The 26,354-nt window shown below is 65.9% G+C and carries 29 protein-coding genes and 1 tRNA gene; 8 read left to right on the top strand and 22 right to left on the bottom strand.

Features of this window, described 5'->3' with window-relative positions; translation table 11 throughout:
* Positions 1 to 48 precede the first annotated feature (48 nt).
* Both M3N53_00365 and M3N53_00370 read right to left on the bottom strand, forming a co-directional pair.
* Positions 49 to 387, bottom strand: coding sequence for a hypothetical protein (locus tag M3N53_00365; GenBank protein ID MDP9066786.1), 339 nt, complete (start codon positions 385 to 387; stop codon positions 49 to 51).
* Positions 380 to 709, bottom strand: coding sequence for a hypothetical protein (locus tag M3N53_00370; GenBank protein MDP9066787.1), 330 nt, complete (start codon positions 707 to 709; stop codon positions 380 to 382). The genes M3N53_00365 and M3N53_00370 overlap by 8 nt, the downstream gene beginning before the upstream one ends.
* 288 nt (positions 710 to 997) lie before the next feature.
* Here M3N53_00370 and M3N53_00375 point away from each other — a divergent pair, with 288 nt between their 5' ends.
* Together M3N53_00375 and M3N53_00380 are read left to right on the top strand one after the other, a co-directional pair.
* Entirely contained in the window at positions 998 to 2,005 is a 1,008-nt protein-coding gene (locus M3N53_00375; GenBank protein MDP9066788.1) for an ATP-binding protein, read from the top strand.
* Complete coding sequence (locus tag M3N53_00380; GenBank protein ID MDP9066789.1) at positions 2,002 to 3,054, top strand: hypothetical protein; 1,053 nt, start codon at positions 2,002 to 2,004, stop codon at positions 3,052 to 3,054. The genes M3N53_00375 and M3N53_00380 overlap by 4 nt, the downstream gene beginning before the upstream one ends.
* A 521-nt stretch (positions 3,055 to 3,575) precedes the next feature.
* Here the strand turns inward: M3N53_00380 and M3N53_00385 are convergent.
* The 3 genes from M3N53_00385 to M3N53_00395 form a co-directional block, all read right to left on the bottom strand.
* Positions 3,576 to 3,650 (bottom strand) — tRNA-Gly (locus M3N53_00385).
* 37 nt (positions 3,651 to 3,687) lie between these two features.
* The gene (locus M3N53_00390; protein MDP9066790.1) at positions 3,688 to 4,473 is read right to left on the bottom strand and encodes a hypothetical protein; all 786 of its coding nucleotides are present in this window, start codon (positions 4,471 to 4,473) and stop codon (positions 3,688 to 3,690) included.
* Complete coding sequence (locus M3N53_00395) at positions 4,463 to 4,939, bottom strand: hypothetical protein (GenBank protein MDP9066791.1); 477 nt, start codon at positions 4,937 to 4,939, stop codon at positions 4,463 to 4,465. Before M3N53_00395 ends, M3N53_00390 begins: the two co-directional genes overlap by 11 nt.
* A gap of 75 nt (positions 4,940 to 5,014) precedes the next feature.
* Here M3N53_00395 and M3N53_00400 point away from each other — a divergent pair, with 75 nt between their 5' ends.
* Complete coding sequence (locus M3N53_00400) at positions 5,015 to 5,497, top strand: hypothetical protein (GenBank protein ID MDP9066792.1); 483 nt, start codon at positions 5,015 to 5,017, stop codon at positions 5,495 to 5,497.
* Here the strand turns inward: M3N53_00400 and M3N53_00405 are convergent.
* The 7 genes from M3N53_00405 to M3N53_00435 all read right to left on the bottom strand — a co-directional run bounded on the left by M3N53_00405 (position 5,464) and on the right by M3N53_00435 (position 11,869).
* Positions 5,464 to 6,261 carry a hypothetical protein gene (locus tag M3N53_00405; GenBank protein ID MDP9066793.1) on the bottom strand — a complete coding sequence of 266 codons (798 nt, stop codon included), beginning with the start codon at positions 6,259 to 6,261 and terminating at the stop codon, positions 5,464 to 5,466. The two genes, M3N53_00400 and M3N53_00405, sit on opposite strands and share 34 nt — an antisense overlap.
* The gene (locus M3N53_00410; GenBank protein ID MDP9066794.1) at positions 6,258 to 6,575 is read right to left on the bottom strand and encodes a hypothetical protein; all 318 of its coding nucleotides are present in this window, start codon (positions 6,573 to 6,575) and stop codon (positions 6,258 to 6,260) included. The genes M3N53_00405 and M3N53_00410 overlap by 4 nt, the downstream gene beginning before the upstream one ends.
* Positions 6,576 to 6,607: 32 nt before the next feature.
* Positions 6,608 to 7,039 (bottom strand): dUTP diphosphatase, encoded by a 432-nt coding sequence (dut, locus tag M3N53_00415; protein ID MDP9066795.1) that lies wholly within the window; start codon positions 7,037 to 7,039, stop codon positions 6,608 to 6,610.
* Positions 7,036 to 7,512 carry a transcriptional regulator NrdR gene (gene nrdR / locus M3N53_00420; protein MDP9066796.1) on the bottom strand — a complete coding sequence of 159 codons (477 nt, stop codon included), beginning with the start codon at positions 7,510 to 7,512 and terminating at the stop codon, positions 7,036 to 7,038. Before nrdR ends, dut begins: the two co-directional genes overlap by 4 nt.
* A 20-nt stretch (positions 7,513 to 7,532) precedes the next feature.
* Positions 7,533 to 8,294: a hypothetical protein gene (locus M3N53_00425; GenBank protein MDP9066797.1), complete on the bottom strand. Its 762-nt coding sequence runs from the start codon at positions 8,292 to 8,294 to the stop codon at positions 7,533 to 7,535.
* A 228-nt stretch (positions 8,295 to 8,522) separates the two neighbouring features.
* On the bottom strand, positions 8,523 to 11,288 hold the full coding sequence (locus tag M3N53_00430) for a vitamin B12-dependent ribonucleotide reductase (GenBank protein MDP9066798.1): 2,766 nt from the start codon (positions 11,286 to 11,288) through the stop codon (positions 8,523 to 8,525).
* A gap of 206 nt (positions 11,289 to 11,494) precedes the next feature.
* The gene (locus M3N53_00435) at positions 11,495 to 11,869 is read right to left on the bottom strand and encodes a LysM peptidoglycan-binding domain-containing protein (GenBank protein MDP9066799.1); all 375 of its coding nucleotides are present in this window, start codon (positions 11,867 to 11,869) and stop codon (positions 11,495 to 11,497) included.
* Positions 11,870 to 12,091: 222 nt separating this feature from the next.
* Here M3N53_00435 and lexA point away from each other — a divergent pair, with 222 nt between their 5' ends.
* Positions 12,092 to 12,730: a transcriptional repressor LexA gene (lexA, locus tag M3N53_00440; protein MDP9066800.1), complete on the top strand. Its 639-nt coding sequence runs from the start codon at positions 12,092 to 12,094 to the stop codon at positions 12,728 to 12,730.
* Positions 12,731 to 12,753: 23 nt separating this feature from the next.
* Here the strand turns inward: lexA and M3N53_00445 are convergent, their stop codons facing one another.
* From M3N53_00445 to hflX, 3 genes are read right to left on the bottom strand one after another with little or no spacing between them, the layout of a single operon-like run.
* Complete coding sequence (locus M3N53_00445; GenBank protein MDP9066801.1) at positions 12,754 to 13,332, bottom strand: 2'-5' RNA ligase family protein; 579 nt, start codon at positions 13,330 to 13,332, stop codon at positions 12,754 to 12,756.
* Positions 13,329 to 13,838 (bottom strand): GNAT family N-acetyltransferase, encoded by a 510-nt coding sequence (locus M3N53_00450; protein ID MDP9066802.1) that lies wholly within the window; start codon positions 13,836 to 13,838, stop codon positions 13,329 to 13,331. The genes M3N53_00445 and M3N53_00450 overlap by 4 nt, the downstream gene beginning before the upstream one ends.
* An 11-nt stretch (positions 13,839 to 13,849) precedes the next feature.
* The gene (gene hflX, locus M3N53_00455) at positions 13,850 to 15,064 is read right to left on the bottom strand and encodes a GTPase HflX (protein ID MDP9066803.1); all 1,215 of its coding nucleotides are present in this window, start codon (positions 15,062 to 15,064) and stop codon (positions 13,850 to 13,852) included.
* Between hflX and M3N53_00460 the strand changes: the two genes are divergently transcribed.
* Positions 14,976 to 15,167, top strand: a complete 192-nt coding sequence (locus M3N53_00460; GenBank protein ID MDP9066804.1) for a hypothetical protein — start codon at positions 14,976 to 14,978, stop codon at positions 15,165 to 15,167. The genes hflX and M3N53_00460 overlap by 89 nt on opposite strands.
* On the opposite strand, the gene M3N53_00465 is transcribed toward M3N53_00460, so the two are convergent.
* The 5 genes from M3N53_00465 to miaB are packed head-to-tail and all read right to left on the bottom strand — an operon-like array spanning position 15,160 to position 20,260.
* Complete coding sequence (locus M3N53_00465) at positions 15,160 to 16,320, bottom strand: LL-diaminopimelate aminotransferase (GenBank protein MDP9066805.1); 1,161 nt, start codon at positions 16,318 to 16,320, stop codon at positions 15,160 to 15,162. The genes M3N53_00460 and M3N53_00465 overlap by 8 nt on opposite strands.
* A complete protein-coding gene (dapF, locus tag M3N53_00470) occupies positions 16,317 to 17,171 on the bottom strand; it encodes a diaminopimelate epimerase (protein ID MDP9066806.1) in 855 nt (284 codons plus the stop codon). The genes M3N53_00465 and dapF overlap by 4 nt, the downstream gene beginning before the upstream one ends.
* 5 nt (positions 17,172 to 17,176) lie before the next feature.
* On the bottom strand, positions 17,177 to 18,136 hold the full coding sequence (gene miaA, locus M3N53_00475) for a tRNA (adenosine(37)-N6)-dimethylallyltransferase MiaA (GenBank protein MDP9066807.1): 960 nt from the start codon (positions 18,134 to 18,136) through the stop codon (positions 17,177 to 17,179).
* Positions 18,085 to 18,819 carry a hypothetical protein gene (locus M3N53_00480; GenBank protein ID MDP9066808.1) on the bottom strand — a complete coding sequence of 245 codons (735 nt, stop codon included), beginning with the start codon at positions 18,817 to 18,819 and terminating at the stop codon, positions 18,085 to 18,087. Before M3N53_00480 ends, miaA begins: the two co-directional genes overlap by 52 nt.
* A gap of 43 nt (positions 18,820 to 18,862) precedes the next feature.
* On the bottom strand, positions 18,863 to 20,260 hold the full coding sequence (miaB, locus tag M3N53_00485; GenBank protein ID MDP9066809.1) for a tRNA (N6-isopentenyl adenosine(37)-C2)-methylthiotransferase MiaB: 1,398 nt from the start codon (positions 20,258 to 20,260) through the stop codon (positions 18,863 to 18,865).
* Positions 20,261 to 20,379: 119 nt separating this feature from the next.
* Here miaB and M3N53_00490 point away from each other — a divergent pair, with 119 nt between their 5' ends.
* Positions 20,380 to 20,952, top strand: a complete 573-nt coding sequence (locus tag M3N53_00490; GenBank protein ID MDP9066810.1) for a hypothetical protein — start codon at positions 20,380 to 20,382, stop codon at positions 20,950 to 20,952.
* A gap of 77 nt (positions 20,953 to 21,029) precedes the next feature.
* Here the strand turns inward: M3N53_00490 and M3N53_00495 are convergent, their stop codons facing one another.
* Both M3N53_00495 and M3N53_00500 read right to left on the bottom strand, forming a co-directional pair.
* Positions 21,030 to 22,634 carry a DUF2339 domain-containing protein gene (locus M3N53_00495; protein ID MDP9066811.1) on the bottom strand — a complete coding sequence of 535 codons (1,605 nt, stop codon included), beginning with the start codon at positions 22,632 to 22,634 and terminating at the stop codon, positions 21,030 to 21,032.
* Complete coding sequence (locus M3N53_00500; protein MDP9066812.1) at positions 22,631 to 24,229, bottom strand: acyltransferase family protein; 1,599 nt, start codon at positions 24,227 to 24,229, stop codon at positions 22,631 to 22,633. The genes M3N53_00495 and M3N53_00500 overlap by 4 nt, the downstream gene beginning before the upstream one ends.
* 164 nt (positions 24,230 to 24,393) lie before the next feature.
* On the opposite strand from M3N53_00500, the gene M3N53_00505 reads away from it, so the two are divergent.
* Together M3N53_00505 and M3N53_00510 are read left to right on the top strand one after the other, a co-directional pair.
* Positions 24,394 to 25,641, top strand: a complete 1,248-nt coding sequence (locus M3N53_00505; GenBank protein ID MDP9066813.1) for a hypothetical protein — start codon at positions 24,394 to 24,396, stop codon at positions 25,639 to 25,641.
* On the top strand, positions 25,638 to 26,303 hold the full coding sequence (locus tag M3N53_00510; protein ID MDP9066814.1) for a response regulator transcription factor: 666 nt from the start codon (positions 25,638 to 25,640) through the stop codon (positions 26,301 to 26,303). Before M3N53_00505 ends, M3N53_00510 begins: the two co-directional genes overlap by 4 nt.
* The last annotated feature ends 51 nt before the right edge of the window (positions 26,304 to 26,354 follow it).

Raw genomic sequence — 26,354 nt, forward strand, 5'->3', positions numbered from 1 at the left:
TAAGGTCGTCCTCCATCCGCTGTAGGCGCGCCTGGGTGTACTCGTCCGTCACGAACTCTTGGTCTTCCTCTCTCTTCGTACTCTGGCAGGTGCAGCCTCGATTCCGAGTTCGGAGAGTGTGAAGGTGGCCTTCGGCGGGGTCGCGCCTGGATCGGCGATCCCCTGCGCTTCCCACTCCTTGACCCACTTGCGGATCTCGTTGTGGTTGACGCCCGTCTCCCTCTCCAGGGGCGTGACGCCCTTCGTCCCATCCATCGCCGCGTAGAGCCGCTTCTTTGGATCGGACTCCAGGAGCCGCTCGACGCGCTCGCGGGCAGACGGCAGCGCCGCCTCCCGCGTCCACCGCGCGATCTCCCGAAGAAGCTTCAACTGTTCGTCGTCAGGCATCGATCTTCACCTCGACCGTTCTCTTGGGACGTTCGCCTTCGACCGCGTTCAGCTCACGTAAGGACTTGAAAAACCGGCTTGTATTGCCGGAGTCGATCCCCGCTGATTTCCCGATCTCGGCCTGCGTGTGTGAGCCGTCAGCGAGCTTCCACGCCTTCTTCCTCTTGTCGGTCGAGAGAAGAGCCTTGAGGGTCTTCAGGCGCTGATCCTCCCGCTCCGCCTCTCGCCTCTCATATTCATCCCGGTAGGCGTCGGTGACCGGCAGCAGCAGATCGCGAATCTCCCTCAGCAGGGCCACCATCTCGGTGGTTGGTTCTGGCATCAAGTGCCTCCTCTTGCGGGTAACTGGCTCGGATCAACATTAAGGACGTGGTGTGACAACTTCCCGCAGGCGAAAGACAGCCGGCCTACAGGGAACCTGACCAAGCGGTTGGGCGAGCTGCGAACTGACCAGCCCTACTGCTGTCACATCCCTGTAACTACGTGCTTGTGATTGACTTCTCCGCTGCTAGAGAGAATCCTTTTCGGGAATTCTTGAACCAGCGGGAAAGAGCGTTCTGGTGGGTCAGGAAGCTGATTCTAACTAAACTAACTGTTAATATCGTAAGGCATGTCACCAGACCTGAGCAGCCGGCCCCTTCTGGATACACGTCCGGATGCTTCGCTGTTCATCGACCGGGAAGCCGAAGTCGACCTCGTCCTTCGGATCAACCGAACTCGCCTTAACGCGATCGTCTTTGGTGAGAGAGGGATTGGAAAGACGTCATTCTTGAGGCGGATCCAATACCGCCTCCGTCAGGGAAAGGTGCCCACCATCTTCGTCGACGGCTCTCTGCCGGAGGATGCCCTCGACATCCTTGAGCTTGTTCGATACCAGGTCGCTGGCACCAGAACAAGGTCACGTTCAATCCTGCCGCAGCACCTGTTGCCCGAAGAGATATCGAGCGAGCCCGAACAGCTCCTCAGATCCGTTCGCATCCTCTCTCAGGCGTTAGACGACGGCTTGCACCGAACGGTGCTCCTCGACAATCCTTCGCCGATCGATGCACACACCCTCTTCGGCCGTCTAAGAGACGAACTGTGGCGGCTCCCATTGAATTGGGTTGTGACAGCGGACGACGACAGGCGCTGGCAGTACCTTCAGCCTCCGGCGGATGCCTTCTTCGAACACGTTGTGGATCTCGATCCCCTATCGGGACAGGCAGCAAAGGCTTTACTAGAGAAGCGGATGGACAAATCGGAGCTGAAGATGATGGATGTTCCGAAGACGATCGAGCTGGCCAAGGGCAATCCCAGGCAGCTCATCACCCTCGCAAGAGCCTCGCTCGAGGCAGACGCCACCACGAGCGCCATCGAGGAGCGTCGTGCCGAGCTGCAACGTCGTCTGGCAGGGTTGGGCCGCGCCGCGACCATGCTCGTATCCGAACTCGAGGCTTTGGGTCCGGTCAGCGCGTCCGATGAGCGGTTGCTTAAGCGACTGGGTTGGACGAGGCCACGGGCAGTTCAAGTCCTCAAGCAGCTCGAGGAGGAAGGGATCGTGACCTCGTCAGACGAGTCTTCGGAGTCGTCCGGACGCCCCCGAAAGGTCTACAACGTCGTACAGAAGGTGCTCGGGTGATTTCGAACGCCGTTGCTGAGCTCCAGGAATCGCATGCCTTCGACCCCGCTCCCCGCCGGTTCGATCTCGGCGTCTATCACGTTCCGTTCGACTCGATCACGAAATCCGAGCAGACCGAAGCGGTGTTGGCGAGGTCAGTTCGCGTCCCTGAGCGGGTGGGTCTGGTCGGGGCTAGCGGAAGCGGCAAGTCGAGCGTCATCGCCCACGTACTAGGTCCCATGGAGGAAGATATCGCTCCGATTCGGATCCCGGTCGCGGCGGAGAACCCTGAGACGATCGTTTCGCCGGAGGCGTTCGCTCGTCACGTGGTTCGTACGGTGTCCAACTACGCCCGCGACGCCGCTCTTATGACCGAGGACGATCGGCGAAGGATCCTCGAAAAAGCGAACGAGAGCGAACTGTTCGGAGGCGACGCGAGGAAGGGCCGAGTGGCGCTCACTCCAGGGTGGATGGCGGGGAAAGCAGAGTTGAGCGCAGAGCTCTCCTCCGCGTCGGCTGCCATCACGGCGCCGCGGTCGGGTTCTGAGATCATCGAACAGGCTGGCCGCGTGATCGATGTGGTTTCATCCGCCCACCTGATCCCGATCATCGTGATCGATGACAGCGATTCGTGGCTCAATGTCGTTGGCCTTGAGGACCGGACACACCTTGTAAATGGATTCTTCGGGCCGGTTACCAGGATGCTCGCCGAGGAGCTCAATGCCGCCGTCGTACTCGCGGTTCACGAGACGTACCTATCGTTGGACGGCTTCCGCCAGGCCGAAGGTTTCATCGAGACAACCGTTCATATCCCGGCGGTTCCCAATGAAGCTGCGCTTCGGGCCATCGTCGGCAAGAGGGTGACCGTACACATCGATTCATCGGTTGAGGATGTCATCTCCGACGACGCTATGCGCAAAGTGTTCAAGCACTACACCGGGACCGCGAGCGGGAACCTGCGCAAGACCTTGCTCGTGTGCCATACGGCCCTTCAAGCCGCGTACGGTGACGGCGCAGACATCATCAGTTCCGGCCACGTCGACACGGCTCTCGCCGAGCTTTCTCCGTGATCGGCTTCGCGGGCGGGCTCAGATGATCATCCCAAGCAGAAGGGTGGGCCTCCCGAGCTTCTGGTCATACCTCTCAAGATCGAGGAGCTACTTCAGCGAACATTTGTCCTTGAGATACGCGACGACCTTCTCGGCGTCTTGGGAATCTAAGGAGAAAGCGTCTCGCATTGACTCGTCCGCGGCCCCGTTCAGCCCCATCTCCTCCAACGTCAGCCTCTTCCCCCAAGAGCGAAAAGCTCCACGAAGTCCTTCCGGAGGCAGCCGGCACTGCCGCCGTTCGAGGCCGTGCACGAATGCAGATCGGAGCAGACGGCGGTGACAGCGAGCATCACTATTTCGCGGTGATGGCTGACCCTCCTGCTAGCCGCTGCGAGAGATGCTCAGGCGTGAAATCGAGAAAATCGATCGCGGGCCTGCTGGATCTAATGAGGCCAGAAGTGAGGCTCATATGGCCCGATATGGCCCGAGCCGGGGACTGAGGTGTCACGCGGATCTCGACACCCCCTCTGACCTGGGGGTTTTGGAGCGGGCGACCAGATTCGAACTGGCGACCCTCACCTTGGCAAGGTGATGCTCTACCACTGAGCCACGCCCGCAACGGCAGCCATTATAGGCGGCGGCGTTCTTCGCACCCTAGGTGCTCAACGGCTCGGAGACCTCTTCTGGCCGCGGAACGAGCGCCGTCAACAGACGCCACACCTGCGAAGACGTGACCGGGCGCAGCTGGACCCGGCGGTACCGCCGAGCACCTCTCGGGACGTGGGCGACAAAGAAGAGGCCAGCCTCCGAGTCGAGCACCTCCATCGACCTCGCGCGCGGCGCCTCCTCGAACGAGTTCCACCACACGCCGAGGCGCCACCTCGCATTGACGCCCGTGGACAGCGTCGCCAGCACCTCGAGCCATGCCGGCAGCGGCTCATCGCGCGGGTCGATCAGCACCTCGAGTTGGGAGACGCTGAAAGCTTCGCCGGGAGCCACAAGTGCCTCTAGCAATCCGTGATCGACCTCGAGTGGGTCCGTCACCTTGGGTCTCGCCCGCGGCGCAAGCTGCAACATCCTCGCCAGTTGTGCGGCCAGCAGAGAGCGCGACAGGAAGGCGGTCTCGAAAACTGGGGCATCGACCGCCGGTCCGGATAGAAGAAGGGCGAACCTTGCGTCGATCCACCCTTCACAGTGCACGTTGCGACCAGGCGCGGCGCGATCGAGGTTCAGCCGCACCAGAGGACGCGACGCTGTCGAGGCGATCGCTGCCAGGGTCGGGTGCAACCCATCCCGTTGCACTAATCCTGCTCTGGAGAGACGGTCGAGGGCATCGGGAGAAAGCTCGGCCCCGGAATGCAGTGCACACATGTCCGCGAGCGCGCCGCGCGTGAGCTTGAGGCTTCCGGCAGCAGGATCGAAGACCGCGTCACTCGACATGTTCGTGCAACCTCAGAGAGCGGACTATGCCCGAGAAGACATCGGCGAACGCGTCGTAGTCATCGCTCTCCGATCCTGCGGTGATCGTCCAGACGTGCTCCGGCGTCAAGAACAGCCACTGCTCGCTCGTCAGGCCATAGATGCCTTGGCGGTAGCTGAACAACAACCGGCGCGCCGGTGAGCCCGCTACGACGGTGGCGTCCGCGTCCACCAGGGTGACATCGGTCAGCACCCGCAGCACCTCCCTCGCGGCCCGCTTCGCCAGGTCATCTAGGTCGGATCGCATGTCGTTGACGTGACGGACGAGGTTGAGATTCGGAACGAACCCATCGCCGTCGCTGGGGGGCGCAATGGAGAGGAGCAGCCCGCTCATACCTCGCTGGACCTGCCAGTCCGCCGGCCACTCCAGGCTGAAACCACGCCGCCCGTCGTGGTGCCGGTTCCAAGTCGACTCCAACTCCATCATTCGCGGACCGCCCGTGCTCGTGCGATCTGCTCGATGTACCGTCGACCTTCACTCGAAGGAAAGGTCTCGCCATTCATGCTGTTCGACCTGCGACGGCTGTCCGAGAGGCAACGCCGGATGGTGACGTTGAGCGCCGGTGTCCTGCTGATCGTGGGGATCATCTGGTTGATGCTGCAGGTGGTCGAAGACGTCGAGCAAGAGGCTCGCGTCGCCCTCTGGCGGAGGTTCATCGTCGCGGGCGTCCTGACGGCCGCCGCAACGAGCGTGTTCGTGTGGCGAAAGCTCGCGACTCCGAGGTCTGGGAATCGACGTTTCGATCAGCATCGTTACTTTTGGCTTTTCCTCGGTCTCGGCGCGATCTTTCGACGCCAGCTCCTGGACTCGCCCGCAGCGATGAGTCTCGTTGCAGGAGCATCCATCGGCTACTTCGGAGGCACGATGTTCGTCTACGTCTACGACCTGCTGACCAACAACCTGGCCCAAGGACGGTCGTGGCAGTATCCCGACGACCCCGGTCAGCGGCTCTATCCATCCTCGAATACCTCGTCGCCGAGATAGTCACCGGCGGCCCCGCCAGCGAGACCTCCTCCGATCACGCAACCGAGGATGCCGATGCCGGTCGGCGACGTGAACAGCATGCAGAGCCCCGTGCCCAGCGCCCCGCCCGCTGCGGATATCCCGGCGCGCGAGCCGGCCTCCTTCCAACCTTCGTCCCAATGCTCGACCACATCCAGCGCCAGGCCCGCAACCAGGGTGAGCTTCCCAAGGGCTTTCACGGGAATCTCGTCCGCATACTCGTCGACGTAACGAACCAGGTTCTTTCCGAAGACGTCGTCCGCCTTAGGACCTAGCCGCTCGATCTCTTCGTCGACCTCGTGGATCGAGTCGTGCATCCCGTCGAGCAGCGCGATCGCCCACTGCTCGCTTGCGAGAATCTGCTCGTCTGTCACCGGCGGAAGAGTCGACGTGGGTGTCGCGAGCTCCGCACCAGGAAGGGTGGTGGGCGAATAGTGCAGGCCCGGGATCAGCCAGGCGACCGCGTCCCCGCCACCGAGCTCCGCCCAGGTGGCTCTGGCGAACAAAGTGCCGGCCTCCTGGATCAGCTCCACGGCCAGGTCCTGCAACTCCGCGTTCACATGGCGTGCAACCTCCGTCACGGCTGCCGCCACGGAAGCCGGCATCGACGGCATAGACCGCGCCGCGAGCTGCCGCCCCGTCGTCGACAGAACCACGGCAGCTCCTCGCATCCTGGTTGCGACCTGTTGGAGATCCTCGGGATCGAGGAGGATGCGCCCGCCACTCCCCTCAGCTAACGGCGTCAAGGTTCCTGCTCTTGCGCCCTCAGCTGCGCGAGGTGGAGCTCGTGGATCTGCTCGCGAGCGGCGGCCGCGCTGCGCTTGAGCATGTGCGCGGCCTCCTGCAGCCGGGCCGCGCTTCTCTCCGCCTGCCGCCGGCGAGCGTGGGTGCGGTCTCGCAAGTCGCGCGCGGCCGGACCTTCGAACGTCATCGCGTCCACCTGGCGCGAGAGCGACGCAGCGATGCCGGCAATCGACTCCGCGCGCAGCAGGAACTCGGCCGCAAGAGCCTCCATCGCCGCCGGATCGCCGACGCTGGAGTAGTCCACCTGAACGCCCACCGGCCAACTATCCCGCAAAGACGGCGGTGGTGTCAGCGGCCGGTGCTGCCGAAACCTCCTTCGCCTCGGACGGACGGGGGGAGCTCGTCGACGACCTCCAACTCGGCCGACTCGACCTTCTGGAACACGATCTGCGCGATCTTCTCGCCGCGGTCCACGTTGATGAGTGCCGTGACGTTGAGATTGATCGCGATCACCTTGATCTCGCCGCGATAGCCGGAGTCGATCAGCCCGGGAGCGTTGGCGACACCGAGCCCTTCATTCAGGGCGCGGCCCGAGCGCGGTTGGACGAAACCTGCGTATCCCTCAGGCAGCGCGAGCGCGATGCCCGTGGGGATAGCTGCGCGCTCGCCTGGCTTCAACGTGACGCTCTCCGCCGCGATCAAGTCCATGCCGGCGTCGCCGATCCGGGCGTAGGCGGGCAGCGCCAGCTCCGGGTCCAGCCGTTTGACCAGCACCCTCACGCGTGCTCGCCCTTCGGAGGGGACTTCTTCGCCAGGAGGCCGAGCTCGCGCTCGAAGTCGTTCAGCTCCTGGAAGTCCTTGTAGACCGAGGCGAACCGCAGATAGGCAACGTCGTCGAGGTGACGCAGGCGTTCAAGGATCTCGCGCCCGATCTCGGCCGACGGCACGGGGCGTCGCCCGTCCAGCCTCATGGCCTCTTCGACGTCGTCCACGACGGCCGACATCTCGGCCTCGGAGACGGGACGGTTCTTGCACGCCCTGCGGATGCCCTCGGTGACCTTCTCGCGGAGGAACGGCTCTTCGACGCCATTCCGCTTGAGGACCAGCAGCGGGACCTCTTCGGGGCGCTCGAAGGTGGTGTACCGGCGACCGCATCCGAGACACTCACGTCGTCGACGAATCGCCCGTCCCTCTTCCGCGGTGCGCGAATCGACGACCTTGTCTTCTTCTGTGCTGCAATAGGGGCAACGCATCTAGAGCGCCCGAGCCCGCGCTAGCGTCCGACCTTCTCCACGTAGGACGACCAGGGACACCACCGGTCACCCAGCCACTCGCTCCGGTGCTCCTGTACGTAGTACGGGCTCGCGTCGCAGACCTCGATGAACGCTTCACCGAGCACGATCGAACCGGGCCCCATCGTGAAGTTCCATTCGGGTTTGTCGCCGCGCTTCTCAGTGGCCGGCGTCAGTAGGTTGTAGCGCTTGCCCCGCCGCACGATCCCCGAGACGATCTGCTTGTCCTCGGGGGCCGCGGCAGCCTGCTCACGCATCTGGGTCACCTCGGCGGGCGTGTTCACATAAACGATGAACTTCGTGTCCGGCCGGCTCGTAAAGCCGAGCGTGAAGAACTCTCCGATCTCGAAGGGAGCCGCGAAGTCGCCGGCTGAGGTGCTCGCGATGCCGATATATCTGCCGGGACCGACCGGCTCGCCGTACTGGACGCTCTGGCACTGCCCATAGCAACTGCCGCCGTTCTGCTCCCAGCGCCACACGCGATCGTCGCCCGGAGCAAGCACCAGCTCCTCGTCCGGCCACGTGTAAACCGATTCCGTTTGTCCGTCACGGCGGTCTTCGATCGTCCACGGGTTCTCCATGGTGATGGTCTCGCCGGTTCCGTTGTGAAGCGTCAGCGTGACGATCTTTCCTTCTCGGTAGCGCGCGAAGTCGGTATCGAAGGTCACCTCGCCTCCCGGGAAGGCGGCCGCAGGGGCAGCTATCGAGGCGATGAGCGTGATGCAGAGCGCGAGCTTCTTCATGAGCTGAATCTTAGGCCGTCTAGACGGCTTCGGCCCCACCTTCGCGCAACTTGCGCAGCTGATCCCTCAGCTCCTGCATGTGGGAGTGGTAGCTGTCGAGGTCGATGGGCTCTTCCTTCTTCTGCACGACGGGTGGCTCCGACCCGCAAAGGGGACAGCGGGTGGGACCGAGCCGAAGCTCAGCCCCACACTCGCTGCACATCTCTGACTTCCGACGAGCCATGATCGTTACGAGCACCCACTGGTGGAGCCGCAGGACGGACATGCGAAGCACGAGCCGGCCGGGTTCATCTGCACTCCGCAGGTGCCGCAGAACGGAAGCGACCCGACGTTGGCGCCCGCGACCGGCGCCAGGACCACGACCCCCTCGGCCTCGTGATGTTTGCCGTTCCCGTTTCCGTCGCCGTTGGTCGGCTCGGCGACCACGTTCGGGTCGAGCTTGGCCTCGATCTCTGCTTGCCGCTCGCCGGCGGTCCTGATCCCCAGCGCGTGACGCTCCTCCGCCGACAAGTACTGCAGAGCGAGCCTCCGGAACACGTAGTCCAGGATCGAGGTGGCGATCCGGAACTCGGGGTCGTCGGTCATCCCCGAGGGCTCGAACCGGGTGTTGGTGAACTGCTTGACGTAGGCAGAGAGCGGGACGCCGTACTGCAGCCCCATCGAGATCGAGATAGCGAACGCGTCCATGATCCCGGCGAGCGTGGAGCCTTGCTTCGCGACCCTGAGGAAGATCTCGCCCACGCTGCCGTCGTCGAACTCGCCGGCGGTGCAGTACCCCTCGGTGTCGGCCACCCGGAACTTGAAGGTGACGGAACGACGGACCTTGGGGAGCCTCCGACGCACCGGCTCGGGCAGATCGGTGGCCAGCACCCCCGCCTTCTGGGCGTCTTCCTTCTTGGCCGTGGACAACGGCTGTCCGACCTTGCAGCCGTCGCGGTAGATCGCGATCGCCTTCAACCCGAGGCGCCACCCCTCGACGTAAGCCTGCTCGACGTCTTCGACGGTGACGTCCTCAGGAAGGTTCACGGTCTTGCTGATCGCGCCCGAGATGAACGGCTGCACCGCGGCCATCATCTTGATGTGGCCCATGTAGTGGATGGAACGCTCTCCCATCGCGGTGTCGAACACCGTCATGTGCTCTTCCTTCAGATGCGGCGCTCCCACTACGTGCGAGTTCTCGTCGATATAAGCGACGATCTCGGCGATGTGGGTCTGGTCGTAACCGAGCTTCGTCAGCGCCCGCGGCACCGTCTGGTTGACGATGGACATGGTTCCGCCGCCAACGAGTTTCTTCATCTTCTTCAGGGCGAGGTCGGGCTCGATCCCGGTGGTGTCGCAATCCATCAAGAGCCCGATCGTTCCGGTCGGCGCCAAAACGGTCGCCTGCGCGTTGCGGTAGCCGTGCTGCCGCCCGAGCTCGAGGGCGTTGTCCCACACCCCTTTCGCAGCATCGGTGAGCTCGGCGGGCGCCAGCGACTCCGGGATCTCGTACGCCGCATCGCGGTGCTTGGCCATCACCCGCAGCATGGGCTTCTCGTTCTTCGCGTACTCCTCGAACGCACCCACGCGCTCCGCGATCTTGGCCGACGTGGCGTAGCAATGCCCCGTCATGATCGCCATCAACGCTCCGGCCCAGGCCCGTCCGGCATCCGAGTCGTAGGCGAGCCCCTGCGACATCAGCAGAGCGCCTAGGTTGGCGAAGCCCTGCCCGAGCTGTCGCATCTTGAGCGAGTTCTCGCGGATCTTCTCGGTCGGGTAGCTCGCGAATCCGACGGATATCTCCTGCGCGAGGAACATCACCTCGACCGCGTGCAGGTACGCGTCTACGTCGAATACGTCGTTCTCGTCGACGAACTTCATCAGATTCAGCGAAGCGAGATTGCAAGCGCTGTTGTCGACGTGCATGTACTCCGAACAAGGATTAGAGGCGTTGATGCGAGCGGTGTTCGGGCAGGTGTGCCAGTCGTTGATGATCGTGTCGTACTGCATCCCGGGATCCGCGCAATCCCATGCCGCCTGAGCGATGTCGCGAAGCAACTCCTTGGCGTTCAGGGTCTCGACACGTCCGCGCTCGGTGCGCGGCGTGAGGTGCCAATCCCGGCCCTCCAGCGCGGCCTGCATGAATTCGTCGGTCACGCGCACTGAGTTGTTCGCGTTCTGGTACTGGATCGAGTGGGTGTCCTTCCCGTCGAGATCGACGTCGAAGCCGGCCTCGCGCAGAGCCCGGGTCTTCTTCTCCTCGAGCGCCTTGCACCAGATGAAGTCCTTGATGTCTGGATGGTCGACGTCGAGCACGACCATCTTCGCGGCGCGCCGTGTGGCGCCACCGGACTTGATAGTTCCGGCCGAGGCGTCCGCGCCGCGCATGAAGGAGACGGGGCCCGAGGCGGTGCCGCCGGACTTCAGGTACTCCTTGGAGGAGCGGATCTTCGAGAGGTTGATCCCGGCGCCGGAGCCGTGCTTGAAGATCGTTCCCTCTTCGACGTACCAGTTGAGGATCGAAGACATCTCGTCGTCGACCGAGAGGATGAAGCAGGCGGCGACCTGTTCCTCCCCTGGGTCGCGCCACCCGACGTTGAACCAGACCGGAGAGTTGAAAGCCGCCTTCTGGGTCACCAGGAGGTGCGTGAGCTCGTCCTTGAAGATCTGCGCCTCGTGCTCATCCGCGAAGTAGCCCCGCTCGACGCCTTCCTCGTGGTAGCGGTTCACGACCCGGTCGATCATCTGTTTCACCGACCGCTCGCGCTGCGGGGTGCCGAGCGAGCCGCGGAAGTACTTCTGAGCCGCGATGTTCGTGGCGTTCTGCGACCACGCTTTCGGAACCTCGATCCCCCTCTGTTCGAAGGCAACCTCGCCGGTCCGGTAGTTCTGGATGACCGCGTCGCGCAGCTCCCACTCGATCTCGTCATAGGGGTGCACCCCCTCGGTCGTGAAGACCCGCTTGATCGAGAGCTCTGCGTCGGATCCGACTGCGGAACGCGTCACTTGCGGCACTCAGTGGCCCCCTTCTCCCAGACGCCCGCTGCCAGCAGACGCCACGCCATTATCCCATTCCCCCAGGCGCCGGAACACCAGATATAGAGCTGGACTGAGTGGCCGGCACAAGATGTGGTGGAGTTGCACGGATGAAATTACGCCTGTGTAGGGAGGGGGTCAACGGTTTGCCGGAACAATCTTGCTTACTTTCGCGAGCGGCCGGGTTAGCGTGGAAGCTTCAGACGCATACCGGTCTGCAGCCCGCCCTCCAGGTCGTTCAGCTCCTCCACCGCGTCCACGTAAACCCGCAGGTCCATGCCCTCAGGCGCGTACGCCTCGGCCACGGACCACAAGGTGTCGCCGGCGTGGATCGTGATCGCCTTGGGCGCGCCGGGGTCGGAGGCCGGAGCAGAGCCGCTGGGTCCCGTGGCGAGGAGAAACAGAGCGACGAGCGCGAGGGCCGTCGCCACCAGGACCGTGCGGCGACGTCGCACCTGCATCCGGCGGCGCCGGGCCAGCCGGGCCTGTAGGAGGCGGTTGGGGAACCGCAGGATCACGGCATCCCGCTCTGCCACCAGGTCTTCTCTGCGGATCGCCATGTCGGCCTCCCGGATCGGTCTGTCGTCGTTATCCGCACGCTAGCCAGGGGGTGAGACAAGTTTCGGACCGCCCCTGACACGAACGTGCGTTCGCTACTGTAGTCGAACGTACGTTCGTGTGCAATAGGGTGAATCGAACAGATGTTCTTGCTTTCGAGCGCGAGCTGGGCTACCTTGGTCGAACGCACGTTCGCCGTTAGACCCCGTCGAAAGGATCGGCTCATGGTGGAAGGCCTCACGGACCGCCAGCGCGAGACGCTCAGATACATCGCGGAGACCGTGGCGGACCGCGGCTATCCCCCGTCGGTCCGGGAGGCATGCGACGCGCTCGGCCTCGCCTCCAGCTCGACGGTTCACTCCCACCTGAAGGCGCTGCAGCGCAAGGGCTACATCAAGGTGGACCCCACGAAGCCGCGCGCGATCGAGGTCCTGTTCGACCCCGAGACCGGGCTCGCCGCAGAGCGTCGCCCGGTGCGCTCGGTGCCACTGCTCGGGCGGATCGCTGCGGGAACACCCATCCTGGCCGACGAGCAGGTAGACGAGATCTACCCGATGCCGGCGGACCTGGTGGGAGACGGCAACGTCTTCATGCTCGAGGTCCACGGCGACTCGATGATCGACGCCGGCATCATGGACGGCGACTTCGTGGTCGTCCGCCAGCAGCCGACCGCCCGCTCCGGCGAGATCGTGGCGGCGATGGTCCCCAGCGACTACGGGGACGCCGAAGCGACCGTCAAAACGATCCGACACCGCGGAGCCGCTGTCTTCCTGGAGCCGGCGAACCCGAACCTCCAGCCGTTCGAGGCGCCGATGGGGACCGAGATACTCGGCAAGGTGGTTGCGACCTTCCGCAAGTACTGACCCGACACCCTTGGCGGCGCGTCTCAGAAGTTACGCGCGGAGCCTCCCGCGAACCTGTAGGTCCCCAGAACCGCCTGAGGCTGGTCGCCGCGACCGCGGATGATCGCCAGCGAGTCCACCGCCAGATCCCACGTCAGATCGCGTTCGTTCAGTAATTGGATCGCGGCACCCACGGTGCGCGAGGAGACATCTCCTTGCGCCAGCGTGACGTGAGGGATCCAGGCGGCCGGGTGGTACTCGGGAAGCGGCTTGTCGGTCGCCACGGCTCCGGCGCTCCACAGTGCGACCTGAAGGCGCGTTAGCTCCGGGCTCCGCACCACGGGGATGTAGACGACGGGCGCGGCTCCCGGAAAGACTCCGACCCCCGCTGTGTGCACGCGCAGCGGCCGCGCGGCCGACGCGATCTTCTCGACCACGTCCGCCAACAGCGCGAGGTCATAGTCGCGAGCGGACTGGAAGCTGAAGTGCGGGACCGGTGAGATCGCGGCGGCCTGGGTCAGTCCCAGCTCCCGCTCGAGCAGGTCCCACAACTCCGACACCTTGGCGGCGTGGACCTCGTCCAAGGGGGCCGCGATCGCGGCCATCGAACGTTTCTTGGTCACAGTCGGGCGATCATGTAGATCTCGTCGCGCGTGTCATCGGGCGCCAACCGGATCACCTCCGGGAACCGCGCCATGATGCGATAGCCGTGGCGTTCGTAGAAGCCCTCGGTGCCCGTTCCTCCGCGCACGGTCAGATGAAGCTGCTCGAGTCCTAGCTCGCGCGCCACGCGTGCGACCTCGTCCAGCAACCGCCCGCCGAGACCCCGACCCTGCAAGGCCGGGTGCACCTGAAGCCTCTTCACGGTCGCCCAGTGACGGAACAACGGCCCCGGGCGGAACGTGAGGAACGCGAACCCGACGACGCGATCACCGATGCGCGCCAGCACCATGTGGTCGCGACCGGATCGGATGCGCCCGAGGGCGTCGTCGATCACAGGCTGCAGGTCCGCTCGCGTCGCCGTCGGTGCGCCTCCTACCGCTCCACCTGCCTTCGTCACGTCGAGCCACACCTCCGACAGCTCCCCGACCAGCTCATCCGTGAGAGGAGGGTCGAGTGCGAAGGTCACCTCCTGGACGCTCACCCCGGAGCGACGGGCTCCGACGAAACGAACCCCTGGAGGTCGGCCAAGGACTGGCGTGAGATACGCGCAACCATGTGTGTCCCCTCGCCGTCGTAGGACTCGTCCAACACCTCGCCCTGTTCGTGGACGCGCGCAACGAGGTCACCTCGATCGAAGGGGATCGAGAGCTTCACCTCGACGCGGAGCCGCGAGAGCTGCTCGGAGAGCTGCTGCAAAAGGCCGTCCAGGCCGACGCCCTCGGCGGCGGCGGTCAGCGCGGCCTCGGGGTAGCGGCCGCGTAGCTTGTCCAACTCGACCTCGGATAGGAGGTCCACCTTGTTGAGAACCATCAGCGTGGGCTTGTCCGTCGCCCCGATCTCGTTCAACACCACGGTGACCGCCGCGAGCTGCCGCTCGGGGTCCTTGCTCGCGTCCACGACGTGCATCAGCAAGCTTGCCTCCCGGACCTCCTCGAGCGTGGAGCGGAACGCCTCGACCAGCTCGTGAGGGAGCTTCCGTACGAAGCCGACGGTGTCGGTCAGCAACACCGACGATCCTTGCGGCAGGTCCAGCTTGCGCGTCGTCGGGTCGAGCGTGGAGAACAACCGGTCCTCGACGAGAACACCGGCGTCCGTGAGGGCTCGCAACAAGGTCGACTTACCCGCGTTCGTGTAACCCACCAGCGCCACCACGGGCGCGTTCGTCCTGGCGCGCCGCTGGCGCTTGACCCCGCGGGTGCGTTCCAGGTCCTTCAGGTCCTTCTTCACGCGCTGGATGCGCCGCAGGATCGCCCGTCGCTCGGCCTCCAGAGCGGTCTCGCCCGGCCCCCTCGTCCCGATGCCTCCACCGAGGCGGGAGAGCACCTCGCCCCAGCCGCGCAGGCGCGGGAGCCGGTAGTTCAACTGCGCCAGCTCGACCTGCAGCTTTCCCTCGGCGGAGCGCGCATGCTGGGCGAAGATGTCGAGGATCAAAGCGGTGCGATCGATGATCTTCAAGCCGCGCTCGGCGAGCGGGTTCACCCCCGCGATCTCTTCGAGGTTCCTTCCCTGAGCCGGCGTCAGCTCGTCGTCGAAGATCAGCATGTCGGCATCGAGCGCCGCCGCGGTCTCGACCACCTCGCGCACCTTTCCCTTGCCGAGATAGGTGGCGCGATCGGGAGTGTCCCGGCGCTGGACCGTCCGGTCGACGGCGTCGGCGCCGGCGGTGTCGGCCAGGGCCTCCAGCTCGTCCAGCGACCACTCCGCCTCGTCCGGATCCGCGCTGGCGAAGATCGCGCCGACGAGGATGGCGCGCTCGCGCCCGGGCCGCGTCGTCGACGGCGGCCGGGTCAGCTGACGATCTTCCTGAGTCGCTCGACGCCTTCTTGGAGACGGTCGTCGGGGATCGTCAGTGAGAACCGGATGTAGCCCTCGCCGGTGGGCCCGTAGCCGGTACCCGGGGCGACGACGATGTCGGCCTCGTCCAGCAGGTAGGTCGTGAACGACTCGGACGTGTGTTCCTCCGGCACCGGAGCCCACACGTAGATCGACCCCTTCGGCGGTTCGACCACGATGTCCATGGACTTCAGCCCGTCGCACAGGAGGTCGCGGCGCCGGCGGTAGGTCTCGACGTTCTCCTTCAGGGCATCTTGCGGGCCGTCGAGGGCCGCGATGCCTGCACGCTGAACCGCGTCGAAGATCCCCGAGTCGACGTTGGTCTTCAGACGCTTCATCGCCTCGATCGCCTGCGGCGTCCCCGCCACCCAGCCGATGCGCCACCCGGTCATGTTGTAGGTCTTCGAAAGCGAGTGGAACTCGATCGCGCAGTCCATCGCGCCGTCTGCCTGCAGGACGCTCGGCGCCACGTAGTCGTCGTAGGTGATCTCGGTGTACGCCGCGTCGTGCGCGAGCAACAGATCGTTGCTCTTGCAGAAGGCGACGGCCTCTTCGAAGAACTCGAGATCCGCGACGGCAGAGGTGGGATTGGACGGGTAGTTGAGCCACAGCACGCGCGCTCGCGCGACGACCTCAGGGGCCAGGGCCGCGAGGTCGGGCTTGAAGTCGTTGCGCTCGAGCAACGGCATCAGGACCGCCTCACCCCCGGCCAGGATCGTGCCGGTCTCGTAGACCGGATAGCCGGGATCCGGGACCAGAGCGATGTCACCGGGATCGATGAACGCGTACGGGAGGTGGAAGATCCCCTCCTTCGACCCGACGAGCGGGAGGACCTCGTCGTCGCGGTGCAGCGTGACGCCGAAGCGGCGGTCGTACCAGGACGCGATGGCTTGTCTGAACTCGGGCATCCCGGTGTAGGAGGGGTACCGGTGCGTCGCCGGGTCCTCGACGGCCGCGTTCAGCGCCTCGACGACGTGGGGTGGGGTCGGAAGATCGGGGTCGCCGACGCCGAAGGAGATGATGTCCGCGCCCCGGGCTCTCGCCTCGGCGACCTTGCGGTCGATCTCCGCGAACAGATACGGGGGCAGTTTCTCGATCCTCTTGGCGGTCTTCAGCTTCTCCCTCCCATCAACTGATCGACGTCGACCTCGCCCACGAAAGACCGCAGCGCGGGCCCCGTCATGTACACCGGAGCCTCGTCGACGAGCGAGCCGGTCCACTCGACCTCCAGCTCACCGCCCGGCAGCGACACCGTGATCCTGTCTCCGCCTCCGGCGACGAGCTTCGCCGCCACAGCCACGGCGCAGGCCCCCGTCCCGCAGGCAAGCGTCTCTCCTGCCCCCCGCTCCCATACCCGCATCTCGACTCGTTCGGGTGCGTCGACCCGTGCGAACTCGACGTTGGTGCCGTTCGGAAACATGGGGTGACGTTCGATAGTGGAGCCCAAGGGCTTCGGGTCGCCCGGCTCCTCGTCAACGAAGATCACCGCGTGCGGGTTCCCCATCGACAGACATGTGGCCTCGATGACCGTCGTCTCGAGCTCGATCTTGGCGTGCAGCGCGTCGTCGCCGCTCCACTCCACCGGCACCTCGTCGGGCACGAAGATCGGCGGTCCCATGTCGACCCGCACCCGATCGCGACCGACGAACGAGACGATCTTGATCCCAGCGCGAGTGCCGATCCGGAGCGTATCCGCCGACGTCATCTGCTCGTCCCGAGCGAAGGCCGCAAGACAGCGGATCCCGTTGCCGCACATCTCTCCGATGGAACCGTCCGAGTTGACGTAGTCCATGAAGAAGTCGATGTCGGCGTCGCCGGGGCCGACGCGGATGACGCCGTCTCCCCCGATGCCGAAGCGGCGGTCGCAGAGGGTGACGACCATCTCCGGCGTCAGGCTCAACCGGTCGTCGAGGTCGGACACCATGACGAAGTCGTTGCCGATGCCGTGGTACTTGCAGAAGCGCATGACCTCTACGGTACCGCCCCCTCGGCGCTGAAGAAGGACGTGAGTGCATCGAGCAGGCCCTTGTCGGAGGCGTCGAACCAGATGAGGCGCGGGTCCGCGCGGAACCACGAGAGCTGACGGCGCGCGAAGCGTTTGGTCGCCCGGATGATGTCGGCGCGCACCTCGTCCGGGCCCGCGCCGGGGGCAGCATCGAGGATCTGTTTGTAGCCCAGCGCCTGTCGGGCAGTGGGGCCGAGCCCGCGAGCCGCGACCGCAATCGCCTCCTCGACGAGCCCTCGTTCCAACATCTCGTCCACCCGTCTCTCTATGCGTTCGTAGAGGAGGTGGCGCGGAAGCTCCAGCCCCGCGATCCGCAGGTCGTAGCGGCTCTCGTAGCGACCCCACGCGGTGTTCGCGGAGAACGGGCGGTCGGTTAGCTCGATCACCTCGAGGGCGCGGACGATCCGGCGCATGTTGCCGGGCTCTATACGCGCGGCGGCCACCGGATCGAGCCTCTGGAGCTCCCCGTACAGCGCCTCGGCCCCCTGCTCCTCGGCTCTGGATTCGAGAGAACCGCGAACTTCCGGTGACCGGGGAGGGAACTCGAGGTCGTCCACGACCGCGCGGAGATAAAGGCCCGATCCACCCACCAGCAACGGCACGCGTCCGCCTGCGTGGATCTCCTCGATCGCGGAGCGGCCCACCTGCTGGAACTCGGCAACGGTTAGGTCGTGGTCGGGGTCGCGGATATCCAGCAAATGGTGGCGGACCCGCGCGCGCATCTCCGGCGTCGCCTTGTCGGTGCCGACATCCATGCCCCTGTAGACCTGCATCGAGTCGATCGAGACGATCTCGGCCCGCGTTCGTTCGGCCAGGGCGACCGCCGTCGAGCTCTTTCCCACCGCGGTCGGCCCGACCAGCGCCCACACGCGCATCAGGCGGGCACGCGGAGCGATGCGACGAGGTAGCCGACGCCGAACGGCCACGCGTGGGCGTGGATCGTCGCGCCACTTCCCGCGAACAGATGCGACAGCACGAGCAGCGGGCCGAGCCCGCAGCTCCCGAAGTCGGCCGCGAGGACGCGGGCGGCTTCATCTAGAGTGGCGACATCCGACTCGAGCGCGGCGGCCAAGCAGCGTTCGGCTTCGACGGCGCGGGGCAGCTCGGTGAGCGGTCCGCTCGCAGTGACGCCCCCGCCCGTGTTGACGCTCGCGACGACCGACACGGTCCCCGGCAGATCGACGAGCGCGGCCGCGAGAGAACGCGCTTCGTCTTCGATCTCTGCCGCCCCGGCGGCGAGACCGATCCCGACCACGCCGCGCGGCAGGGGGCCGAGCAGCAGGGGCACGACGACGCCGTGGTCGAGCGGCTGGTCCGACAAGGGCCTCCCCCACCGCCGCGCGATCGATCTTGCAAGCTCGTCGTCGACCTCGGGCGTCACGGAAGCGCCGCGAACCCCGAATCCCGCGAGGTCGCCGCTCCTACTGATGTAAACACCGCTGCGCGTAGCGTGGGGGGAGATAACCACGACCGTCCCCGCCAGCTCGGAAGCGACAGCGCGCGCCGCGCCGCGAACGTCCTCAACCCCGCCCGCAACGGCACCACCCGCGACATCCTCGAGCAGTAGCGGGGCGTGAGGAAGGATCGCGCCGATCCGCGCGCGCCCCATGGCTAACGCAGGCGAACGCGCGCGGTTGTGCGCGAAGCGGGGCTCAACAGGCGCTGCAACCGGCTCCGGCCGTGACCAGCGGCAAGCTGAGCGGCCGCGTCCTCGGCGCCCGCCGCGGCGACGCCTCGACGAGCCTCCCCTCGAGGTGATGCGGGTGAGCGCCGACGATCTGCACCCGGCACATCGACCCCTCACGAAGATCCGAACCCTCGAAGTGCACGAGCTTGTTCGAGCGCGTCCTACCCGTCAGCTTCGACGCGTCCTTCTTCGATACGCCTTCCACGATCAGCTCCTCGAGCTTCCCCACCGTCGCGAGGTTGCGCTCGTACGAGATGCGCTCCTGAAGATCGACCAGGCGGTCGTAACGCTCCTGGACCACCTCCTTCGGAAGGTGTCCGTCCATCTCCGCAGCCTCGGTCATCGGCCGCGGCGAGTATTGGAACGTGTAGGCGCCGTCGTAGCGAACCGCCGCGACCAGCGAGAGCGTCTCTTGGAAGTCCTCCTCGGTCTCGCCGGGGAAGGCGACGATGATGTCGGTCGTGATCGCGATGTCTGGCACCGCGCCGCGGATCATCCGGATCTTGTCCATGTACCGGTCTCGGGTGTACGCCCTCTTCATCCTCTTGAGCACACGATCCGACCCCGCCTGCACCGGCAGATGGATGTGCTCGCACACCACGCGGCACTCCGCCATCGCGGCCACCGAATCGGCGCGGAAGTCCTTCGGGTGCGGGCTGGTGAAGCGAACGCGCTCCAACCCATCCACCCCATCGAGCGCACGGAGGAGCTTCGAGAACATCGGCGTGCCGTCGAGGTCTCGCCCGTACGAGTTCACGTTCTGGCCCAGAAGGGTGACCTCGACGACGCCGTCGGCCACCAGAGCTTCCACCTCGGCGACGATGTCGCCCATCCGGCGCGAGACCTCCACCCCGCGCACCGCCGGGACGATGCAGAAGGTGCACGAGTTGTTGCAGCCGATCGAGATCGAGACCCAGGCGTGCCACGGAGAGTTTCGTCGCGCCGGAAGCGCGGACGGAAAGGTCTCCGTCTGTTCGAGGATCTCGAACGCCGGCCCCTCGAGGGACTCGTTCAGGAGCCGCGGCAGGCTGCCGAGGTTATGCGTCCCGAGCACGACGTCCACGTACGGAGCCCGCTGCTGGATGATCGTCTTGTCCTTCTGCGCGAGGCAGCCACCGACGACGATACGCATGTCCGGGCGCCGGTCCTTGATCGCCTTGACGTGACCGAGGTTGCCGTACAGCCGCGTGTCGGCCTTCTCGCGGATGCAACAGGTGTTGAACAGCACGACGTCGGCCTCGTCCGGCGCGTGGGCCTTGACGTAGCCCTCGGCCTCCAGCATCCCGGCCATCCGTTCCGAGTCGTGCTCGTTCATCTGGCACCCGTAGGTGGTGATGAAGTAGGTACGTCCTTCGCCGTGCATGAGCGCGAGAGTATCCGCCGCTGGAGCCGAAAAACCGCGCGCACCCAGGCAACCGTTGACGCCAGCGGAGCGTTGACATCGCGTCGAGCGGGCGAAACGAACGGAGGTGCGAAGTGCAGATGCGACGACAAAAGGCCCTGGGAGTGGTTCTCGCAGCACTCGTTTCAGTGTCCGGCACCACCGCGTCGGCGGCGCCCGCCGTCGGCGACCGTGACGACAGCCCGGGCGGGCTCGACATCGCCGAGGTTCAAGGGAAGCGGTACAGGAACCCCGGTGGCAGCAGGTGGCTGTCGCACAAGGTCACCACCTACGAGGCCTTCGAAGCGTCGGACCTCGGTTACCGAGAGGGCCGGCGGTACGGGAGGATCTCGCTGTCGCTGGATGTGGACCGCGACGCGATCGCGGACCACTTCATCATCGTGTCCTACGCGGGTGGCCGGCTACGGGCGGAGTTGTTGGACGACGAGAGCAAGACCCGCCGGGTCCGGCTCACACGACCCAACGATCACTCGGTGAAGGTCAGCTTCCGCCGGCGCCTGATCGACTGGAGACGCGGCTACTACTGGTCGGCATCTTCCTCCTACGCCGGACGCACCGGCGGATGCACCTTCGACAGCGGTGGCTGCTACGACTACGCGCCGGACCCGGGCGCGTGGGTATGGCTGGGGCGAGGCCAGCACCCCCGCGACTGACCGCCGCGCGCCGCCGCCTCTCGCGCCTGCGCCCGCCGCGGATTCGGGCGGGCGCAGTGCGCGGCGCGTCGCGAGAGCTAGGTCTCGGTGCCGGCGATGATGTCTCTGAAGCGGTTGTAGAGGAACGAGCAGGCGATCATCAGCACGCCCAGCCCCACGAACGCCATCGTCCGCTGGAGCGTCTCTAGCTGCCACAGGTCGACCGTCACCATCTTGATCAGCGTCAGGGCGAAGGTAGCGAGGCCGAGGTAACGTGCCCACCGCTGCCGGAGCCACACCCCCACCGCTATCAGACCTGCGGAGTATCCGGCCCACAGCCCCGACAACACGAACTGCGTCGTCGGATAGGTCGTCATTGCGAACTCGGGCGACCGGTGGATCGCCGCCCGCGCCTCGGCCGACAGCCACGCGAGCGTCAGCAGGTTCGCGAGCACGAGCAGGCCGCGCACCACCCACACCCGTAGCTCCTCGTGCATAGCTCCCTTGGCAGCCACCCAGGCGCTGGCGTAGAGGACGACGATCTGCAAAGCGATCGACGCGCCCGCCGGCGTGAAGAACAGTCGCTCCGGCGCGTAGTCCGACAGCACGTCAACCGTGCCGACCACGCCGGCGAGGACCAGCGCTCCCGCCGCGAGGCGGGCACCGACATGATCGACCGCGCCGGCAACGTAAAGCAGGACCGCGCCTTCTATAGCCCAGATCAGGTGAACGGTCGGCCCGTCGACCATCAACGGCGCGGCGAGCGTGACGAAGCCGACGGCAAGCGCGCCCAAGACCCCGGAGAGGACCGGTCGCGTCCGAGCATCCGCGTATGCGAGGCCTGCCATAGCTGCATAGCCGGCTCCGGTCGCGAGCGAGAACAGCCCGACCGCCACCGGCCCCGAGTCCTCGAGGAAGTAGATGCCTGCGGCCAGGAACAGGAACGCCACCGACACCACCAGCCCTGCGTCGACCGGACCGATCGTCTGGCGGTCGCGCAGGACCTGGACGAACGGGATCACCGAGAAGAGCACCCACAGGACGGTCGTGAAGCCCAGGCCCTCGATCGCTCCCGAGACGTCGTTCGCGACGAGCATCACGATGAGCACGGTTCCGGCCAGGGCGAGCTTGTTCAAGCTGGGCCACGAACGGTGGAACGCGAGGCCGACCACGGCGAGGTCGACACCGACCACGTACGACATCGCGCCGGTGGGGTCATCGGCTGCGAGGAAGAACGGGTTCATGAACGCGCCGAGGGTTGCGAGTATCGCCAGCGGCAGCGAGTCGTATCCCAGCGCGAGCCACGCGCTCAGCAGCGCGACCCCGCTCAGCAGTGTCAGGGCGAGAGCCGGCGAGATGAGGTCGAACCGGAACTGCGCGGCGAGCACGGACAGGTACAGGATCGCGACGCCCCCGCCGCTGATCGCGTGGGCGAAGTTGAACCACTGCCGCGACCTTGCCCAGTGGCCCAGCCCTACGAGGGCGAAGCCGGTCAACGCCCCAAGAGCCACGCGCGCGGCCGGTCCGATCAAACCCTGGTCGACCGCGTAGCGATAGCCGAACGCGGCGCCGATCAGCAGCGCCAGGACACCTATGCGAGCGAACCAGGTGCCGACCACGCTGTCTTCGATGCTCGGCCCGAACAGCGGGAGTGCGGGTACATCTGCGGCCGAACCATTCGGCCGTTCCTTGGCTTCGTTCATCGAACGCTCCTTTCTTCTTCCTTACGTGCAGGACGGACACGACGTGCAGGACGGTCACGACGTGCAGGACGTGCAGGACGTGCAGGACGTGCAGGACGGTCGGGGACGAAGAGGCTGAGAGCGAGACCCGACAAGAGATGCAGGGCCACGTTGCCGGGCGTGACCGGAACGATCTCCAACAGCCGCGGCGCCATCGGGACCGACTCCAGAACCGCGAGGCCGACGAGCGCAGCGCTGCAACAAGCGACGGTCGCGCGGGATCCCGAGCGCATCAGGCCAACCCCGATCACCAGGTGGAACGCGCTGAGCAACGGATTGGCTTCGAACAATCCAAGGTTCGTGCCGGTGGGGCCGACCATCCCGGCGAAACCTCCCTGCGCGAACCCGGCCATCCCGAGCACGAGCAGCGCAACCCCGACGACGGTCGCGGCCGGGGGCGGAGGGTCGCTGTGCAGGGAGGCGGTGTCCCGCGGGCGTTCGTAGCGGGAGAACAGCATGACCAGGGGAACGAGGAAGGCGGTCAGCACAGCGAGCCACAGCGGTCTGCTGATCCACCACGCCGCGGTGCCGCCCTCGTACTGCGGGAAGCCGAGCGGGTAGGCCACGACGACCGCTAGCAACAGTGCGGTGAGGTGCCACAGGAACACCGTCATGATCACGCCGTTCGCCGCGATCACGCCGGACCACGGGCGTTGCCCCTGCAACCAGACCGTCACCTTGTCCCGGGCGAGCATCGCGAGCGAGACGAGCCACACCGTGAGAGCGATCAGACAGACGCTGGGTGGGTCGTTGTTGGAGATCCCGTCTCCCGTCACACCCACCATGCTGCGCGAGTAGACGGAGATGTTCGTCAGGACGACGAGCACGCTGAGCGCAGCCGCCGCGCAGGTGACGAGGGAGCGTCGCGACAGCTTCGTCAGGGTTCCATCGGCGTAGAAGAAACCGAGCTGGTGGGCGAACAGCCAGACGAACGCGAAGTTGAGGTAACCCAGCAGCTCGAGGCCGGCGCCGATGCGCAGGACATCGACGCTGACGGTCCCGACGACCATCGCAGCGGGAACGCGGGTCCCGAACCGCTCGTGCAAGGACAGCATGAACGGTCCGAGAGCGACGACCAGCATGTAGACGGCCAGGAACCAAACCGGCTTCGCTATCAGCGCGGTCGCATGGGCGACGGCAGGACCTAGCGCGAAGACACGCTCGAGCACGAGGGCCACAACGAGCCACGTCGAGATGAACACCAGCGTCGGTCGCATGAGGCGGTCCACGCGGGAGCGGATGAACTCCCTCCTGCTCTGTCCCTTGAGGTACGCGGCGCGGATCGAGACGAGGTTCGAGAACCCCCCGACGAAGAAGAAGATGGGCATGACCTGAAGCACCCAGGTGAGGATCCAGATGCCCGGGATCACCTCCAGTGCGTTCGCTCCGGAGACGCGGCCATCGGTGAAGTACACGATCGCCATCAGCCAGTGACCGAGGACGACGACGGCGATGCTGAGAGCACGCAGGAAGTCGACGTACCTGTCCCGCGAGGAAGGGGTGGCTGCCGCCATATCGGCCACGGAAGCGCGGGCGGGGTTCGCTGCAACTGCCATCGGATTCTCCTTTCGAGGTGTGAATTTCATTGTCGAAAGGAGGCGGAGAACGCGGTAGACGAGAGATCGCCCAGATCGGGTTCCGGACGTGCTCATCTTCGTCTGGGTACTTTCGGCAACGCCGGCGCCGTCACCACGGTGCGTTGGCATGCGAACCTGGAGAGATGTCGAGACGCGATGGCACGGACGCGACCGAGGTGGTCGAGGTTCTGGGGGCCGAGGCGGACGCGGATCGCTATCGGCGCACGCTCGCCGGCGGCATCCTCGTCTTCCGCTGGGTGTGGCTGGCGTGGATGATCACCCTCGCCATCTCGTCATCCGAGGACTTCAGGCTGCCGGCCGTCGCATGGGCGTCGATCGGTGCGGCCGCGGCTTGGACGACGTGGCTGACCGCGACCAGACACAGGTGGACCTCGCCCGCGCTGTGGTTCGACCTGATCTTGTGCGCATGGCTGGTGCTGGCGTCTGGCCTGGTTGTCGAGGAGGAGGCGGTGATCTCCGGCCGGCCGTTCTTCGCGACCGGCTACCCGCTCAGCGCGGCCCTGTTCTGGGGCGCCTCCCGTGACGTGCGTGGCGGCCTGCTCGCCGGAGGCATCCTGGGGGCGGCCCACATCGCGTCCCGTCCCTTGAACGCCGTACCTATCGATGAGCTAGACGCGCAGCAGATCCAGAACATGCTCGGCGCCGTTCTGAACTACATCGTCGCCGGCGTTGCCATAGGGATCGTGTCGCGCGTCTTGGTGCGGTCGGCGGAAGCGGTGGCCGCGGCCTCAGAGAAGCTGATCCGGGAGCGAGAGCGCGCAGCTCGTCTCGCCGAGCGCGAGAAGCTGGCGCGCCACATCCACGACTCGGTCCTGCAGGCACTGGCGTTCGTGCACAAGAGGGGACGCGAGCTCGCGGAGCGAGAGCCGGTGTCGCCGGACGAGGTCGCGCAGCTCGCGCAGGTGGCGGCGCGACAGGAGGTCGAGCTGCGAGCCTTGATCCTGCGGGAGCCCCAGGACGCGCCGTCGGGAAGAGCCTCCCTGAGAGAGCTGCTGGAGGAGGTCGCCCGGGAGGTCTCGGACCTGGAGGTGGCGGTGAGCTCGGTCGGCCCGGTGTGGCTGGAGGCGGCGTCCGCCGCAGAGACCGCCGCCGCGATCCGTCAGGCTCTGGAGAACGTGGCGCGGCATGCTTCGACGGAGACAGCGACCGTGTTCGCGGAGCGCGATGAAGGCGAGGTCGTGGTGACGGTGCGAGACGACGGGATCGGATTCGTTTACGACGAGGATCGCCTGCGACGCGAGCGAAAGGCGGGGATGCTGAAGAGCATGAAAGGCAGGGCCGAGGAGCTCGGGGGCCGGATGACCGTGACGACCGCGCCCGGTGAGGGTACGGAGATCGAGTTCCGGATCCCCGAAGAGCAGCCGTCGTGACGGAGGGCATCAGGGTGGTTCTGGTCGACGATCACCCCGTGTGGCGAGACGGAGTGCGAGCGGACCTCGAGGCCTCCGGCGCCGCGGAGGTCGTGGGTGAGGCCTCGGATGGAGGCGAAGGGATCGAGGTGGCTCTGAGCTCGATGCCCGACCTGGTCCTGATGGACCTTCAGCTCCCGACGGTCTCGGGAGTCGAGGCGACGAGACGCATCGTGGCCGACGCTCCCCACGTCAAGGTCCTGGTGCTGTCGGCCTCGGCCGAGGAGGAAGACGTCCTGGAGGCGGTGAAGGCCGGAGCGGCCGGCTACGTCTTGAAGAGCTCCACGTCCACCGAGCTCGTGGAGGCGGTGCGTCGCATCCACTCGGGAGAACCTGTCTTCACGCCGTCGCTCGCGGGCCTGGTGCTCGCCGAGTTCCGACGGGTCGCGTCTGGCGACGCCGCCGCGGGCGCGGGTGCACCAGAGCTCACTCCGCGGGAGAACGACGTCCTGAAGCTGGTGGCGAAGGGCTACACCTACAGGGAGATCGGCGAGAAGCTCTTCATCTCGACCAAGACGGTGCAGAACCACGTCCAAAACATCCTGACGAAGCTGCAGCTCCGGAAACGCTACGAGCTCATGAGGTACGCGATCCAGAAAGGGCTCGACCGCGGCCCCGAGTGAGCGACCGCGGTTTACGTCGGCCACTACCGGGGGAGAGCCGGGTCCGACAGC

The organism is Actinomycetota bacterium (assembly GCA_030776625.1).
GTDB lineage: Bacteria > Actinomycetota > CADDZG01 > CADDZG01 > WHSQ01 > MB1-2.

Excerpts from the sequence above, each read along its gene's own strand:
- M3N53_00365 (MDP9066786.1), bottom strand. The coding sequence starts at position 387 with ATGCCTGACGACGAACAGTTGAAGCTTCTTCGGGAGATCGCGCGGTGG.
- M3N53_00370 (MDP9066787.1), bottom strand. The coding sequence starts at position 709 with ATGCCAGAACCAACCACCGAGATGGTGGCCCTGCTGAGGGAGATTCGC.
- M3N53_00375 (MDP9066788.1), top strand. The coding sequence starts at position 998 with ATGTCACCAGACCTGAGCAGCCGGCCCCTTCTGGATACACGTCCGGAT.
- M3N53_00390 (MDP9066790.1), bottom strand. The coding sequence starts at position 4,473 with ATGTCGAGTGACGCGGTCTTCGATCCTGCTGCCGGAAGCCTCAAGCTC.
- M3N53_00395 (MDP9066791.1), bottom strand. The coding sequence starts at position 4,939 with ATGATGGAGTTGGAGTCGACTTGGAACCGGCACCACGACGGGCGGCGT.
- M3N53_00400 (MDP9066792.1), top strand. The coding sequence starts at position 5,015 with ATGCTGTTCGACCTGCGACGGCTGTCCGAGAGGCAACGCCGGATGGTG.
- nrdR (MDP9066796.1), bottom strand. The coding sequence starts at position 7,512 with ATGCGTTGCCCCTATTGCAGCACAGAAGAAGACAAGGTCGTCGATTCG.
- M3N53_00425 (MDP9066797.1), bottom strand. The coding sequence starts at position 8,294 with ATGAAGAAGCTCGCGCTCTGCATCACGCTCATCGCCTCGATAGCTGCC.
- M3N53_00435 (MDP9066799.1), bottom strand. The coding sequence starts at position 11,869 with ATGGCGATCCGCAGAGAAGACCTGGTGGCAGAGCGGGATGCCGTGATC.
- lexA (MDP9066800.1), top strand. The coding sequence starts at position 12,092 with ATGGTGGAAGGCCTCACGGACCGCCAGCGCGAGACGCTCAGATACATC.
- dapF (MDP9066806.1), bottom strand. The coding sequence starts at position 17,171 with ATGCGCTTCTGCAAGTACCACGGCATCGGCAACGACTTCGTCATGGTG.
- M3N53_00480 (MDP9066808.1), bottom strand. The coding sequence starts at position 18,819 with ATGGGGCGCGCGCGGATCGGCGCGATCCTTCCTCACGCCCCGCTACTG.
- miaB (MDP9066809.1), bottom strand. The coding sequence starts at position 20,260 with ATGCACGGCGAAGGACGTACCTACTTCATCACCACCTACGGGTGCCAG.
- M3N53_00490 (MDP9066810.1), top strand. The coding sequence starts at position 20,380 with ATGCGACGACAAAAGGCCCTGGGAGTGGTTCTCGCAGCACTCGTTTCA.
- M3N53_00495 (MDP9066811.1), bottom strand. The coding sequence starts at position 22,634 with ATGAACGAAGCCAAGGAACGGCCGAATGGTTCGGCCGCAGATGTACCC.
- M3N53_00500 (MDP9066812.1), bottom strand. The coding sequence starts at position 24,229 with ATGGCAGTTGCAGCGAACCCCGCCCGCGCTTCCGTGGCCGATATGGCG.
- M3N53_00505 (MDP9066813.1), top strand. The coding sequence starts at position 24,394 with ATGTCGAGACGCGATGGCACGGACGCGACCGAGGTGGTCGAGGTTCTG.